12 protein-coding genes and 3 tRNA genes are annotated in these 15056 nt (G+C 46.2%); 7 read left to right on the plus strand and 8 right to left on the minus strand.

The genetic code is table 11. From position 1 onward, the window contains the following. Positions 1 to 53: 53 nt before the first annotated feature. Together carB and carA are read right to left on the minus strand one after the other, a co-directional pair. Positions 54 to 3284, minus strand: coding sequence for a carbamoyl-phosphate synthase large subunit (gene carB / locus P253_RS01175; protein WP_016659941.1), 3231 nt, complete (start codon positions 3282 to 3284; stop codon positions 54 to 56). Positions 3285 to 3298: 14 nt separating this feature from the next. Then, the gene (gene carA / locus P253_RS01180) at positions 3299 to 4438 is read right to left on the minus strand and encodes a glutamine-hydrolyzing carbamoyl-phosphate synthase small subunit (protein ID WP_016659942.1); all 1140 of its coding nucleotides are present in this window, start codon (positions 4436 to 4438) and stop codon (positions 3299 to 3301) included. Between the two features lie 310 nt (positions 4439 to 4748). Here carA and P253_RS01185 point away from each other — a divergent pair, with 310 nt between their 5' ends. Then, positions 4749 to 5240 carry a hypothetical protein gene (locus P253_RS01185; RefSeq protein WP_016659943.1) on the plus strand — a complete coding sequence of 164 codons (492 nt, stop codon included), beginning with the start codon at positions 4749 to 4751 and terminating at the stop codon, positions 5238 to 5240. Positions 5241 to 5336: 96 nt separating this feature from the next. On the opposite strand, the gene P253_RS01190 is transcribed toward P253_RS01185, so the two are convergent. Beyond that, a complete protein-coding gene (locus tag P253_RS01190; protein WP_016659944.1) occupies positions 5337 to 5876 on the minus strand; it encodes a DOMON-like domain-containing protein in 540 nt (179 codons plus the stop codon). 9 nt (positions 5877 to 5885) lie between these two features. Further along, positions 5886 to 6209, minus strand: a complete 324-nt coding sequence (yhbY, locus tag P253_RS01195) for a ribosome assembly RNA-binding protein YhbY (protein WP_016659945.1) — start codon at positions 6207 to 6209, stop codon at positions 5886 to 5888. Positions 6210 to 6405: 196 nt separating this feature from the next. Between yhbY and rlmE the strand changes: the two genes are divergently transcribed. The 5 genes from rlmE to P253_RS01220 all read left to right on the plus strand — a co-directional run bounded on the left by rlmE (position 6406) and on the right by P253_RS01220 (position 11474). After that, positions 6406 to 7056, plus strand: coding sequence for a 23S rRNA (uridine(2552)-2'-O)-methyltransferase RlmE (rlmE, locus tag P253_RS01200; protein ID WP_016659946.1), 651 nt, complete (start codon positions 6406 to 6408; stop codon positions 7054 to 7056). Between the two features lie 134 nt (positions 7057 to 7190). Continuing rightward, positions 7191 to 9080, plus strand: a complete 1890-nt coding sequence (gene ftsH, locus P253_RS01205; RefSeq protein ID WP_005176319.1) for an ATP-dependent zinc metalloprotease FtsH — start codon at positions 7191 to 7193, stop codon at positions 9078 to 9080. A 259-nt stretch (positions 9081 to 9339) separates the two neighbouring features. Further along, positions 9340 to 9993, plus strand: a complete 654-nt coding sequence (locus tag P253_RS01210) for a YitT family protein (protein ID WP_016659947.1) — start codon at positions 9340 to 9342, stop codon at positions 9991 to 9993. Between the two features lie 188 nt (positions 9994 to 10181). Then, on the plus strand, positions 10182 to 11033 hold the full coding sequence (gene folP / locus P253_RS01215; RefSeq protein WP_016659948.1) for a dihydropteroate synthase: 852 nt from the start codon (positions 10182 to 10184) through the stop codon (positions 11031 to 11033). Positions 11034 to 11159: 126 nt separating this feature from the next. After that, positions 11160 to 11474: a DUF5713 family protein gene (locus tag P253_RS01220; RefSeq protein WP_016659949.1), complete on the plus strand. Its 315-nt coding sequence runs from the start codon at positions 11160 to 11162 to the stop codon at positions 11472 to 11474. A gap of 363 nt (positions 11475 to 11837) precedes the next feature. On the opposite strand, the gene P253_RS01225 is transcribed toward P253_RS01220, so the two are convergent. Continuing rightward, positions 11838 to 11923, minus strand: a tRNA-Leu gene (locus P253_RS01225). A 199-nt stretch (positions 11924 to 12122) separates the two neighbouring features. Between P253_RS01225 and P253_RS01230 the strand changes: the two genes are divergently transcribed. After that, entirely contained in the window at positions 12123 to 13892 is a 1770-nt protein-coding gene (locus tag P253_RS01230) for an alkaline phosphatase D family protein (protein ID WP_016659950.1), read from the plus strand. 39 nt (positions 13893 to 13931) lie between these two features. Here P253_RS01230 and P253_RS01235 read toward each other — a convergent pair whose 3' ends face one another. From P253_RS01235 to P253_RS01245, 3 genes are all read right to left on the minus strand, one after another. After that, complete coding sequence (locus P253_RS01235; protein WP_016659951.1) at positions 13932 to 14663, minus strand: hypothetical protein; 732 nt, start codon at positions 14661 to 14663, stop codon at positions 13932 to 13934. A 91-nt stretch (positions 14664 to 14754) separates the two neighbouring features. Continuing rightward, a tRNA-Leu gene (locus P253_RS01240) sits at positions 14755 to 14840 on the minus strand. Positions 14841 to 14854: 14 nt separating this feature from the next. Beyond that, positions 14855 to 14928: transfer RNA gene (locus P253_RS01245), tRNA-Cys, on the minus strand. Positions 14929 to 15056: the final 128 nt, after the last annotated feature.

Consider the following 15056-nt stretch of genomic DNA (forward strand, 5'->3'; position numbering starts at 1 on the left):
ATAAATGAAAAAAAGCCCGCCACCGAGAGGTGACGGGACTTCTCGGTAGACAATTAACCTTTGCTTAAATCTTGCAAACGATAAACATCCATCGGCAATTTAATGGCTAACGCTTGGCATACCGCATCGGCACCATTCAGGGTAGTCGTATGATAGACCTTACCTTGCAGGGCAGAACGGCGGATTGAGAATGAATCCTGCTGCGCTTGTTTGCCTTCAGTGGTATTGATAATGAGGTGAATTTCGCCATTTTTCAAGCGGTCCACAATATTCGGACGACCTTCAGTTACTTTATTCACACGTTCACATTCAATTCCTGCGGCTTTGATCACATCATAAGTACCGCCGGTAGCGATAATTTTGAAGCCAAAGTCTGCAAGCTGTTTGGCAATACCTGCTGCACGTGGTTTATCAGAATCACGTACTGAAATGAATGCATGCTTGATTTCGCCTTCGGTTGGCAAACCTGGTAAGCGTTCATTCGAGCCTAACACAGCTTTGTAGAATGCTTCACCAAAAGTTTTACCCACACCCATTACTTCGCCTGTAGATTTCATTTCAGGGCCAAGGATTGGGTCAACACCCGGGAACTTGTTGAATGGGAACACCGCTTCTTTAACAGAGAAGTGCTCAGGAATAATCTCGGTTGTGAAGCCTTGTGACTCCAGAGATTGACCCGCCATACAACGTGCAGCAATTTTCGCTAATGATTCACCGATACACTTAGATACGAACGGCACGGTACGAGAAGCACGTGGGTTCACTTCCAGAATGTAAACGTCATCGCCTTTTACCGCGAACTGTACGTTCATTAAACCGATAACGCCCAGCTCTTTGGCCATCGCTACGGTTTGACGACGCATTTCGTCCTGTACTTCGTTTGATAACGAGTAAGGTGGAATCGAACATGCAGAGTCACCTGAGTGAATACCCGCCTGTTCAATGTGCTGCATGATCCCGCCGATCACCACATCTTTACCGTCAGATACGCAGTCTACGTCAACTTCAATCGCATCATCCAGGAAGCGGTCAAGAAGAACAGGGGCATCATTCGACGCTTGAACGGCATCACGTAAGTAACGCTTCAATTCTTCTTCGTTGTACACGATTTCCATCGCACGACCACCTAGTACGTATGATGGACGTACCACCAGTGGATAGCCCACTTTCGCCGCTTCAGCAATACCTTCTTCAGCAGATTTTACGATGCTGTTGTTTGGTTGACGCAGTTGCAGACGTTGAATCATTTGCTGGAAACGTTCACGGTCTTCGGCACGGTCAATCGCATCTGGAGATGTACCAATGATTGGTGCACCAGCCTCTTCTAACGCACGCGCCAGTTTCAGCGGTGTTTGACCACCGTACTGTACGATAATGCCTTTAGGCTTCTCGGTACGCACGATTTCAAGCACATCTTCCAAAGTAATTGGTTCGAAGTACAGACGATCTGAGGTGTCATAGTCAGTAGAAACCGTTTCAGGGTTACAGTTCACCATGATGGTTTCATAACCGTCTTCACGCATCGCAAGCGCCGCGTGTACACAGCAGTAATCGAATTCGATACCCTGACCAATACGGTTAGGACCACCACCGATGACCATGATCTTGTCTTTCGCAGATGGATTCGATTCACATTCTTCATCGTAAGTTGAATACATATAAGCGGTATCAGATTCGAATTCTGCCGCACATGTATCCACACGTTTGTAAACCGGAGTCACGCCCAGGTTCCAGCGGTGTTTACGGAATTGTTTTTGTGAAATACCCATCAGGTTGGCGATACGCAGATCCGATAAACCTTTGCGTTTGAACGCACGGATATTGTCTGCGTTTAAGTCGCCGAAACCTAAAGTTTTGATCTGGTTTTCAGTATTGATAATGTCTTCAATCTGAATCAGGAACCAGCGGTCAATTTTGGTCGCTTCAAATACTTCGTCTAAAGTGAAGCCATGACGGAAGGCATCGGCCACGTACCAGATACGCTCTGGGCCTGGAACTTTAAGTTCTTGCAGGATTTTCTCGCGTGCGCCTTCAGTACCCACTTCGATTTTTTCATCAAAACCAGAAGCACCGACTTCTAGACCACGAAGGGCTTTGTTGACAGATTCCTGGAAGTTACGGCCAATTGCCATTACTTCACCCACAGATTTCATCTGAGTCGTCAGTGTTGCATCTGCTTGCGGGAATTTTTCGAAGTTGAAACGTGGAACCTTGGTTACAACGTAGTCAATTGATGGCTCGAACGATGCAGGAGTTGTACCGCCAGTGATGTCGTTTTTCAGCTCATCCAGGGTATAACCCACTGCCAGTTTCGCTGCGATTTTCGCAATCGGGAAACCTGTTGCTTTAGACGCAAGGGCAGATGAACGCGATACACGTGGGTTCATTTCAATGATAACCATACGGCCATCTTTCGGGTTAATACCGAACTGAACGTTAGAACCACCGGTTTCTACACCAATTTCACGCAGTACCGCTAAAGACGCGTTACGCATGAGTTGATATTCTTTGTCGGTCAATGTTTGTGCCGGAGCAACTGTGATGGAGTCACCAGTATGCACGCCCATTGGGTCAAAGTTTTCGATTGAACAGACGATAATACAGTTGTCGTTTTTGTCACGAACAACTTCCATCTCGTATTCTTTCCAGCCAATGAGTGATTCATCAATCAATAACTGGTGAGTCGGAGACAGGTCGAAACCACGTTCACAGATTTCAAGGAATTCTTCGCGGTTGTACGCGATACCGCCACCAGAACCACCCATGGTGAATGATGGACGAATAATCACAGGGAAACCGAAGCGCGCCTGAATGTCCAGCGCTTCTTCCATAGATTCCGCAATCGCAGCTTTTGGACATTCCAGACCAATTTTACGCATTGCTTCGTCAAACAGTTTACGGTCTTCTGCTTTTTCAATCGCTTCTTTGGTCGCGCCAATCAGCTCAACATTGTATTTTTCTAAAATACCGTTGGCATCAAGTGCAAGCGCACAGTTCAACGCAGTTTGACCGCCCATGGTCGGAAGTACTGCATCTGGACGTTCTTTTTCAATGATCGCTGCAACGGTTTGCCAGGTGATTGGCTCGATGTAGGTTGCATCCGCCATTGCCGGGTCAGTCATAATGGTCGCTGGGTTCGAGTTTACCAGAATGACGCGGTAACCTTCTTCACGCAGCGCTTTACAGGCTTGAGCACCCGAGTAGTCAAACTCACAGGCCTGACCGATAACAATAGGACCAGCACCAATAATTAAGATGCTTTTAATATCCGTACGCTTTGGCATTATTTGCTCCTTAATTACTTCTTAGCTGCTTCAAGAAGTTCGATGAAATGATCGAACAGTGGGGCACAGTCGTGTGGACCTGGGCTGGCTTCAGGGTGACCCTGGAAGCTAAATGCCGGCTTGTCTGTACGGTGGATACCTTGGTTAGTACCATCGAACAATGAACGGTGGGTAACACGCAAGACCGCTGGCAGATTGCTTTCGTCAACTGCGAAGCCGTGGTTTTGCGAGGTGATCATCACTGTACCATCTTCGATGTTTTGTACAGGATGGTTCGCACCGTGGTGACCGTGCGCCATTTTCATGGTTTTTGCGCCAGAAGCCAGAGCAAGAATCTGGTGACCTAAACAGATACCAAACACAGGGAGATTGGTGGTTTCAACAATAGTTTTTACAGCTTCAATTGCATAATCACAAGCAGCTGGGTCGCCAGGGCCGTTCGACAGGAACACGCCATCTGGATTTAACGCAAGTACGTCAGCAGCAGGGGTTTGTGCAGGCACAACGGTCAGTTTACAGCCGCGGTCTGCCAGCATACGCAGGATGTTGGTTTTGACACCGTAGTCGTATGCAACCACATGGAATTTAAGTTCAGGTTGAGTAAAGCCTTTGCCAAGCTCCCATGAGCCTTCGGTCCATTCAAAACCGTTCGGGTCACAGCATTCTTTTGCAAGGTCTAAACCGTTTAAGCCGCCAAATGCACGTGCTTTTGCAATTGCTTCTTCTTCAGTGATATTTTCACCAGCCAGAATACAACCGTTTTGCGCACCTTTTGCACGTAAAATACGAGTCAGTTTACGCGTGTCGATATCGGCAATGGCAACCACATTGTGTTGCTTCAGGTAATCCGCTAAAGACTGTGTAGAACGGAAGTTGCTATGCAATAAAGGCAAATCACGAATGATTAATCCGGTGGCCCATACTTTATGAATACGACCAGATTCTGCGTCTTCTTCATTACAACCTGTGTTACCAATATGCGGGTAAGTTAAAGTCACAAGTTGCTGTGCATAACTCGGGTCAGTCAAAATTTCTTGATAGCCAGTCATGGCAGTGTTAAAAACGACTTCACCAGTCGTACTACCCGATGCACCGATTGACGTTCCTTTGAAGATCGTACCGTCGGCAAGGGCTAAAATGGCGGGGGTGCTCAAACCAAAGCTCCTGAAATTTAGGCTGTAAAAAAGCGAGTAGACGAAAAAAAAGGAAGGCTACTATACAACCTACCCTCCTCACATCTGCTCGCTTGAACTTAACAGCGCATTATACGCACCAACTCTGAAAAAGTCCACGTTATTGAAGCGGAATATTCAATAAAAAAGTATTCTTTTGGTGCAAAAGCATGTTTGTCACGCAATGTCACAGAAATGTAAGCATTTAATAATTGTCTAACAAATCAAAACTTAAATTTTATCTGTTTCTACTATGCTGTGGTCTTTCCTAATAACAGGCGGGTGAACGGCAATGACAGCAGAACAAAAACAGCCAGCGGCTAAAAACTCCTTAAAAGACGTGGTGGCAGAAGGCACTGAAAAGCTTGAACAGGCAGCACAAGAGGCCAAACAGCAGGTTACTGAAGCAGTCGGGGAGACCCAGGAAAAACTGCAGACTGAAGCGAAAAAATTTAATGGCAGCGTGCAGGAGCAGCTCGGTCAGCTCAAGAAAGAGCTGCTGCAGAAAATTGAATCGCTCAAGGAGCATTTTGGCAGCTCACAAAAAGATCTTGGTGAACTGAAAGAGTTTGTGAAAACCGAGTTTAATGCGGTGATTGAAGATTTGAATAAAATTGGCAAAGAGCTTAAAGCCGATGTCAGCCAGATTTCAGTCAAGCATAAAGATCAGTTAACCGAAACCTTCAAGCGTTCCAAAGAACATACCTTGGAAACCTGGAAAAAAGTTGTACCAGCAAAAGAGGCGGCACCTGCTTCTGAAACCGACACCACCCTTAAAAGCTAAGGCGTGTTGTAGCGGGTGCGTGCGATGCAGGCAATAAAAAAAGTGAGGTCATGTGCCTCACTTTTTTTATACTGCGTTTCAGTCCTGACATAATGTCTAGAACTGATGCAGCCAATCGCGCTTGTTATGAAAATCGGCCTGTGGGCTGCTGTGCTGCATGGCGTAATAGTGTTCACCTTCAGAGGTGTTTAACACGGCAGTTAAACCAATAAACAGATCCGACCACTTTAATTTATGCTTGGCCATGAATTCGCCCAAGTCCAGACAGACATTCAGCCCATAATGGGTGCGTTTTAGCTGGTTGAGCTCAATATCATAGGCGGCTTGCGGCGGCATGTCTTCCGGATAGCGATATTCCTCAAACTGATAGGCCTGCCAGGCTTGAGAGGGAGAAAGATTAATTTCACGATAAAAATCTTCCCCATGAACGCCAATAAACACCTCAAAACAGGTGTTCTGCCAGAGAAAATCCTGACGCGGATGCGCAGACACCAAATCGGGCCACTGCACATACTGGTTCGGATCACGCAGCCAGTAACCAATATTCAGGTTAAACGGGCTTTGCTGCTCAATCGCCCCGACCAGGGAGATGGCCTGAAAACGGCGATCAAAAGCACTCAGTTCATAACTTGCCATAAGGAAAAATTATTTTGCCAGATGCGCGTGACGAACCAGGTTCGATAATTTAGGATTTTGCGGTTTGGCTTTTTTATACAGCAGGGCAATTTTACCAATAGTCTGTACCACTTCTGCACCGGTCGCTTCTGCAATTGCTTCAATTATAGCTGCACGTGCTTCACGGTCTTCACCGCTAATTTTAACTTTAATCAGTTCGTGGTCATTTAACGCACGCGTGGTTTCTTCAATGACATTTTCAGTAAGCCCTTGTCCGCCAATCATCACAACCGGATTGAGTGCATGACCGATTTGACGTAAACGCTTGCGTTCCTGAATAGATAAAGCCGCCATAAAAATAACCTGATTTTAAAAACGGCTTAGTATAGCAAATCCCAATTTGAAACGCTGTAAAATCTGCGCAAATAATCGATGCAAATAATAGAAAAAATCGCACCCTCTACATCCATTTAAATACACATCTGTACTGCAAGCGCGGCAATTTTCACGTACAATTATAAATTAGAAGGTTTTTAATATTTAGAGAGTTATGGCAACACGCATTACCAACCAGAAATTATCCAAAAGTAGTCGTGCGTGGATGAGAGAGCACCTGGATGACCCTTTCGTGAAAAAAGCTCAGAAGGAAGGTTATCGTGCACGTGCTGCGTATAAACTGCTAGAGATTCAGGAAAAATATAAAATTATCAAACCAGGCATGACGGTGGTCGATCTGGGTGCTGCGCCCGGCAGCTGGTCGCAAATTGCCGGCAAACTGGTCGGTGACAAAGGGCTGGTGATTGCATCGGATATTTTAGCGATGGATGCCTTACCAGATGTGACCTTCCTGCAAGGTGACTTCCGAGAGGAAGAAGTTTTTGAAAAATTGTTAAATATTTTAAATGGCCGGACTGTAGACGTTGTAATTTCCGATATGGCCCCCAATACATCAGGTAATAGAGCGGTAGATCAGCCACGACAAATCTATTTATGTGAACTGGCTTTGGACTTTGCGCAAAAAGTGCTGGGGCCAAACGGACAGTTTGTCGTGAAGGTGTTCCAGGGTTCTGGCTTCGATGAATTTCGCAAGCAGGTCGTCGACAGCTTCGATGTATTAAAGACTGCAAAACCGGCAGCTTCTCGTGCACGTTCGAAAGAAGTGTTTTTGATCGGACAGGGCCGGAAGAAGGCATTCAAATAAAGTTTACTTGCCAAGCCGTTAAAAATTGTGCATTTTGTACGTTTTTAAGAGTTTTGTAGGCTGATCTTCAGCTTTAACATTAAGGTCACCCTGTAAAGGGCATGATCAAATTAGATTGATATGGGAATAAAGCTTTGAGCGATCTCTTCAAGAATGCCGTATTGTGGCTAATTATACTTGGTGTACTGATTCTGATTTTCAGTAACATCAATGGCAGTGATAAGCCAACGTCAATGAACTATTCCGAGTTCGTTGCGGCGGTGGATGCTGGTCAAATTAAAAAAGTTACAATTGATGGCGAAAGAATTAGTGGTGAAAAAGCGAATGGCTCACCATTTGAAAGTATTCGTCCGGCGGTTCAAGATCCTGAACTCATGCCGAGCCTCATTGAAAACAACGTTGTTGTTGAAGGTACTGCACCTCAACGTCAAGGTTTGTTGATGCAACTACTCATTGCTAGTTTCCCTGTACTTTTAATCATTTTGTTATTCATGTTCTTTATGCGCAACATGGGTGGCGGTGCAGGTGGTAAAAACGGCCCAATGAGCTTTGGTAAGTCCAAAGCGAAAATGCTGTCTGAAGACCAGATTAAAGTAACCTTTGCCGATGTTGCAGGTTGTGATGAAGCCAAACAGGAAGTGGTTGAAATTGTTGACTTCCTGAAAGATCCGGCCAAATTTAAACGTTTGGGTGCAACCATTCCGAAAGGCGTGTTAATGGTTGGTCCTCCGGGTACTGGTAAAACTTTGCTGGCAAAAGCCATTGCTGGCGAAGCCAAAGTGCCATTCTTCAGTATTTCAGGCTCTGACTTCGTAGAAATGTTCGTGGGTGTGGGTGCTTCTCGTGTCCGTGACATGTTTGAGCAGGCGAAACGCCACGCGCCATGTATTATCTTTATTGATGAGATTGATGCGGTCGGTCGTCACCGTGGTTCAGGTACAGGTGGTGGTCATGACGAGCGTGAGCAGACCTTAAACCAGATGCTGGTCGAAATGGATGGTTTTGAAGGTAATGAAGGTATTATTGTCATTGCCGCCACCAACCGTGCTGATGTATTAGATAAAGCTTTACTGCGTCCAGGTCGTTTTGACCGTCAGGTGATGGTGGGCTTACCCGATATTAAAGGTCGTGAGCAAATTTTGAATGTTCACCTGAAAAAATTGCCTTCAACCACAGGTGTGGATGTAAAAGTCCTTGCACGTGGTACACCAGGCTTCTCGGGTGCGCAGTTGGCCAACCTGGTGAACGAAGCGGCACTGTTTGCTGCCCGCCGTAACAAGAACACGGTCGACATGCATGACTTTGAAGATGCTAAAGACAAGTTGTATATGGGTCCTGAACGTAAATCGATGGTGATTCGTGAAGAAGAGCGTCGTGCGACGGCTTATCATGAAGCAGGTCATGCTATTGTGGCGGAAATGCTGCCGGGTACGGATCCTGTGCATAAAGTCACTATTATGCCGCGCGGTTGGGCACTGGGTGTAACCTGGCAGTTGCCTGAGTTTGACCAGACCAGCCATTACAAAGACAAGATGCTGAAAGAAATTTCAATCCTGTTTGGTGGTCGTATTGCTGAAGAAATTTTCATTAATCAGCAATCTACCGGTGCATCGAACGACTTTGAGCGTGCAACCAAAATGGCGCGTGCCATGGTGACCAAATACGGTATGTCGGACAAACTAGGTGTGATGGTTTATGAAGATGATTCACAGCAATCCTTCATGGGCAGCCTGGGTAGCCGGACCATTTCTGAAGCGACGCAGCTGGAAGTGGACCGTGAAGTGCGCCGCATTCTGGATGAGCAATATAAAGTGGCCTGGGATATCCTGGAAAACAACAAAGATATTGCCCATGCTATGGTAAAAGCGCTGATGGATTGGGAAACCATTGATCGTGAGCAGATTCGTGACATTATGGAAGGTCGTGAACCACAGCCACCAAAAGTATATGTTGCAGAAAATCCGGTGATTGATGTAACTCCAAGCAATGGTCCAAGCACACCACCACCATTGCCAGCCAACTAAGAATATTTTAAGAAAACCACCTTGGGGTGGTTTTTTTATGCATGAAATTTGCATGTATTTATGGGTACCTGACCCAATTGGTTAGATGAAAGGTCTATGCAAGCCATAAACCCGGACAGGAGAAAAGACAACAATTAAAGATTGTAGAAATTTTTATCCTTTGTCATATTAAAAACGCAATAAAAATACCACGTGCCACAAGCACACACATGCTATTCACCACAGACCACAAGTACAGGGTGAACAGGGGATTCTCAACATGAATAACCAATCTAATCCAAGCGCGCTAAAAGCTGCGCCTCTACCATCGATGCATCCGCTTAAACATAGTTATATGGATGACAGCCTAGCACTGTTCTCAGGAACGCTGTTTGTCGGAATTACCCTGATTCTGTATGAACAGGCAGGTCTGCTGACCGGGAGTACCGCAGGGATTGCTTTTGTGCTGCACTATGCAACTGGCTGGTCGTTTAGTTTGCTGTATTTTCTGATTAATCTGCCGTTTTACTGGTTTGCGTGGCGCAGACTGGGCAAAAGCTTCACGCTGAAAACCTTTATTTGTGTGGCCTTACTTTCTTTATTGACCTATATTGTGCCGCAATATCTGGACATTCATTATTTGCATCCACTTTTTGCCGCCATTGCTGGCGGCTTAATGCTGGGAACCGGTATTCTGTTTTTGGCCCGGCATCAATCGAGTTTGGGTGGCGCCACCATCTTGTCGCTGTATTTGCAAGATAAAGCTGGCATCAGTGCCGGTAAGGTACAAATGGCCATTGATTGTGTGGTCGTTGCATTGGCTTTTGGGGTGATGCCATATCAGCAGGTGTTGTGGTCTATCTTGGCAGCGGTGATTATGGGTATCTTTTTGGCCCTCAATCATCGGCCGGGGCGTTATCAAGGCCAGTCATAATCTCCTGTCTTTAATAGGGGATCTATCAGCTGTTTTGTCGGACGAAAAAAATGATCCCTTTTGTGAAATTAAGCCGACTGTCCAAGCTGTTGCAATATGCAAATAAGCCGCAGTTTGACATCTAAGGCTTTACTTTACTAAATTATCCATAAGACAATATTTGCCTTATTGTGAATGAGGAGAAAAACATGCAGCTGATGCCATTACCCCAGCGTCAATGGAGCTTTGGAGCTTTAACTTTGGATCTGTCTCAGCCGCATGTGATGGGAATCTTGAATGTAACCCCCGACTCGTTTAGTGACGGGGGGCAGCACAATGAAAAAGAGCAGGCGATTGCCCGTGCCAAACAGATGATTGCTGAAGGTGCCACCGTCATTGATGTGGGGGGTGAATCGACCCGTCCCGGCGCAGCGGTGGTGGAAATTGAGGAAGAAATCCGCCGGGTGGTGCCTGTGGTCGAGGAGCTGGCCAAACTAAATGTGGTGATTTCAATTGATACTTCACAGCCAGAGGTGATTCGTGCGGCAGTAGCGGCCGGTGCGCATATCTGGAATGATGTGCGGGCTTTAACCCGTCCTCAGGCGCTGGAAACTGCGGCAGAATTAGATATTCCGGTGATCATCATGCATATGCGCGGTGAGCCAACCACTATGAATAATCTGGATCAATATGAGGATGTCACCACAGATGTCATTCGTGAGCTTTCGCAACGGGTTCAGGATGCACTGGATGCCGGGGTCAAGGCTGAAAACATTATGATTGATCCGGGCTTTGGTTTTGCCAAAAATGCCCAGCAAAATCTGCAATTGCTAAATGAGTTCCATAAACTGACTGACATGGGTTATCCAATTTTATCTGCCTTGTCGCGTAAACGTTTTATTGGCAGTGTGCTGGATGCCGCAGAGCCACAGCAACGTGCAGTTGGTTCAGCTACTGCGCATTTGCTGAGTATTCAGCAGGGTGCCTGTATGGTGCGCGCGCATGATGTGAAAGCTACCGCCGATGCCATTAAAATCTGGCAGGCGATGCAATTGGCTTAAGGGCTGCTCTATACCAGCCTGCTTTATATCATATAGGTATTCAAATCTCGCTCAGTTTGGCTTTTCAGGGGCTTTGTGCTATATAGCCTGTCTTGAATTTGACCTTTTGTAGTTTTGAGTGCCTGTATGTTTACAGATTTACTTCTCCCCATGTTTGACGATGACTATTATCCCGATATTCTGGTCGCTGAAATCAAACAGTCCATTGAACAGTTTGCGAAAAAAGTCGCCAAGCCGAATTTGTCCGAGGCGGATATTTATCACTTCGCCCATGAAACGGTAAGTGTCATCAACAAGATGAAACCACAATTTGAAGATCTGGATTCCTCACTGGATGATACTGCGGCAGATTATATTGCCGAAGCGATGATGATGGTGCTGCAAGATGCTGGCTATTTTGAGCTGGAAATGGAAGAGCTGGTATCGAATCGAGAGTGGTAAGCCGCTCTCTTTTTTTATAATGGGGTGATCTGGGTTTGAGATGATTCTATCGCTCAATCTTACAGGGTGTACAGTAAATAGCAGCTCTGTTTCGGATATGCTTTAGTCCTCTCATCTACCTGCAAGACCTACTCAGCAGGTTGCTTTGCTGTACGGGCGTTTCTTGATCATATTAAATGCTTGATTCATCGGCGGCATAAATGCTTGAAAAACAGCTTGGCAAGGTGAGTAGGGTGACCTGATATTTCATTCTTCTTTTTATATTTCTTCTCTTTCTATTCAATCTGTTTTATTAAATTTCGGGCATAAAAAAACCAGCTTGACGCTGGGTAATTTATTGCACCATTTTAAGATCTATTAAAATGGTGCCCGAGGCCAGACTCGAACTGGCACGCTTTGAGGGCGGGGGATTTTAAATCCCCTGTGTCTACCGATTTCACCACTCGGGCATGTGCGCAATAATAGAGGAGGATGGAAAACTTGGCAAGTAAATTTGCTTACAATTGCTTTCTTTTTAAGCAAATCATTGTATTAGCCTAAACTCGAAGCAGGCTGGATGTCGACTGTCATCATTTATTCATCAAAATGAGATCAAAGCTAAACCTCGGTTTTCTAAGGTAGTGCAAATAAAAACAACAGGAAAACCGTATGACAACGCACATGAACCGTCGCGAACTGATTCAAAAAACCATTGCAGGTTTTGGGGCACTGTCTTTGCCACTCAGCTTAACTGCCTGTGGCGATGATGATCCAGAGCATTCATCTCCTGATGCGCCACAAATACAATTTTTACATGGTGTGGCCAGTGGTGACCCATTGGCAGACCGGGTGATTCTATGGACCCGTCTTAGCCCCGAAGATACGGCCATGCGTCTGGAAGTACAATGGGAAATCGCGACCGATCAGGCGTTTCAGCACATTGTAAATACGGGCAAAGTGCTAACCACACAGGCGCAGGACTTTACCGTCAAAGTTGATGCAGACGGTTTGCAAGCCAATCAGACCTATTTCTACCGTTTCCGCTATGGCGCGCAAAGCTCACCGGTGGGCCAGACCAAAACCTTGCCGCTTGATACTGCTGCTGTAAAGTTTGCGGTCTGTTCCTGCTCCAACTATCCGGCCGGTTATTTCCATGTCTATAAGGAAATGGCCAAGGAAAATCTGGATGTGGTCATCCATCTGGGTGATTATATTTATGAATATGGCGCCGATGGTTATGCCACTGAAGATGCGGAAAAACTGGGACGTACCCTGGCCGCAGATAACAATAAGGAAATTATCCGTTTAGATGATTATCGCAAGCGTTATGCCTTATATCGTGGGGATACCGACTTACAGGCGGTGCATCAGCGCTATCCGTTTATTGTAATCTGGGATGACCACGAGCTAACCAATGACATCTGGATGGAAGGGGCGGAGAATCATCAGGACAACGAAGGTGATTTCTTTGCACGCAAGTTGGCTGCATTGCAGGCCTATTTTGAGTGGATGCCAATTCGTCCGGTCTCTGAAAATGACCATCTGAATATTTATCGCCAGTTTAATTTCGGTCAGCTGGTGCAGTTGAATATGCTGGATACGCGGGTACTAGCACGTCACAAGCAGCTGGATTATGCCAATTATTTAACCGCGACCGGTCTGGATGCCGCCCGATTTAGCGCAGATTTAACTGACAGTAACCGTACCTTGCTTGGACGTACTCAGTTTGCCTGGCTGGCCCAGCAGCTGACTCAATCTCAGGCCACCTGGAATGTGCTGGGGCAACAGGTGCTGATGGCGAAAATGCTGATTCCGGCGGAAATCTTGCAGGTGCTCGGGGAAATCACCAGTGGTCAGGCAACCGTAGAGACCTTGGCCAATGTCGAGCGGATGCTGGTAGAACTGGTCACATTGAAAAGCCGTTATTTACAGGGCGATCCCACTTTAACCGCACAGGAAAAGGCCCGTATTTTGACCGTGGTGCCGTATAATCTGGATGCTTGGGATGGCTATGCTTACGAGCGTGAAGCACTGTATAGCATATTGGGTCAACTGGGTAAAAAAGTGGTGGTGCTGGCGGGCGATACTCATAATGCCTGGTCTGCACAGCTGTATGATGCCCAGCAGAACTTTGTCGGGGTGGAGCTGGCCACCAGTTCGGTGTCCTCTCCGGGGATGGAAAAATATCTGCAGATTCCGGCGGCCAAGCTATACGAATTTGAATTTGCCTTTAATACCCTGATTGATGAGCTGAGTTATTGCAACCTGAATCAGCGAGGTTATCTGACCGTCAGCTTTACGGCAGATGAGATGCTGGCCGAGTGGAAATTCGTGAACACGGTCAAAGCAGCAGATTATCAACTGGATGATGCGCGTTATCACCGTCTGCAATACACGCCGGCTCTGGTGGAAATTAAAGACCTGCCGGCCAGTGCTTAAACCCTGTTTCTATAAAAAACCGGGATTGTCCCGGTTTTTTTATTGGCTAATTTCGTTGAGATAACTGTCCAGATCAATAAATTTAATCTGCTGCGCAAACTTGTGTTCAACCTGCATGATTTGCTGATGCAGATTGGCATATTTCATCCGCTGTACCGCCAGGTCTGCATAGCGTGCCGAACTTTTGGGATAAAAGTACATTTTTAGGTGGGTATTACGAAGCTGACGATATGACCAGTACGCTGCACGGCGAATCTGCTGCAAACAGTATTGCTGTTCTGGTGTAGCCTCATGACGAAGCAGGTTTTCTTTATAAAAACGTACAAAGCCAAAACTCAGGGCAAAAAAGAACAGTATCCCTTGCAATAGCACGCTTTGCCAGTAATAGACATTTAGCGCCTGCACTAAAATCACGATCGCCAGTTTGATTGGGGTATGGCGGAGCATGCGATATAAGGCCGCTGCACTGTGTTTGAGTTGATAAATCACATAGGGTGTCGTGAGCATCAACAGCAACATGAGCGCTAAAATTGCCATACTTTTGCTTTGTGCGGCATCAAACTGTGGCAAGTGCTGCTGAATCACATCTGCAAGGACCATCGACAGCGGAATAAAAATCAGCAGGGCCAGCACCCAGGGGAGGATTTCTTTCCACTCATCCAGCATGCCTTTGATTTTTATTGCGCCATACAGCAGAAAATTGCGTTTAAATGCAGCCGGATGGTGTTGTTGTAGCTGTTGTAGAAAAAGCAGGGGCTGTTGTGGGGTCATGGACAGGGTCAACGCAGAAGCTAAATTGCAGGCATAAAAAAACCAGCTTGACGCTGGATTCTTTACTGCACCATTTTAAGATCTGTTAAAATGGTGCCCGAGGCCAGACTCGAACTGGCACGCTTTGAGGGCGGGGGATTTTAAATCCCCTGTGTCTACCGATTTCACCACTCGGGCATTTTTACCAAGATTGGAGGCGGAGGTCGGAATCGAACCGGCGTCCACGGAGTTGCAGTCCGCTGCATGACCACTCTGCCACCCCGCCACGTCTTGGTGATGCACATATTAGCAAGCTCTGGAAAAAAAACAATACTATAAATCGCGCATATGCACATAAATTCGGCATATGAAAGAAAATTGCCTAAATTATCATGTATTATTTGCAAAATTGAT

It is taken from the genome of Acinetobacter indicus CIP 110367 (assembly GCF_000488255.1).
Lineage (GTDB): Bacteria > Pseudomonadota > Gammaproteobacteria > Pseudomonadales > Moraxellaceae > Acinetobacter > Acinetobacter indicus.

Bases quoted from the DNA above. Each gene is read 5' to 3' on its own strand.
- P253_RS01190 (WP_016659944.1), bottom strand. From the start codon at position 5,876: ATGGCAAGTTATGAACTGAGTGCTTTTGATCGCCGTTTTCAGGCCATC.
- P253_RS01210 (WP_016659947.1), top strand. From the start codon at position 9,340: ATGAATAACCAATCTAATCCAAGCGCGCTAAAAGCTGCGCCTCTACCA.
- P253_RS01230 (WP_016659950.1), top strand. From the start codon at position 12,123: ATGACAACGCACATGAACCGTCGCGAACTGATTCAAAAAACCATTGCA.
- rlmE (WP_016659946.1), top strand. From the start codon at position 6,406: ATGGCAACACGCATTACCAACCAGAAATTATCCAAAAGTAGTCGTGCG.
- yhbY (WP_016659945.1), bottom strand. From the start codon at position 6,209: ATGGCGGCTTTATCTATTCAGGAACGCAAGCGTTTACGTCAAATCGGT.
- carB (WP_016659941.1), bottom strand. From the start codon at position 3,284: ATGCCAAAGCGTACGGATATTAAAAGCATCTTAATTATTGGTGCTGGT.
- P253_RS01235 (WP_016659951.1), bottom strand. From the start codon at position 14,663: ATGACCCCACAACAGCCCCTGCTTTTTCTACAACAGCTACAACAACAC.
- P253_RS01220 (WP_016659949.1), top strand. From the start codon at position 11,160: ATGTTTACAGATTTACTTCTCCCCATGTTTGACGATGACTATTATCCC.
- P253_RS01185 (WP_016659943.1), top strand. From the start codon at position 4,749: ATGACAGCAGAACAAAAACAGCCAGCGGCTAAAAACTCCTTAAAAGAC.
- folP (WP_016659948.1), top strand. From the start codon at position 10,182: ATGCAGCTGATGCCATTACCCCAGCGTCAATGGAGCTTTGGAGCTTTA.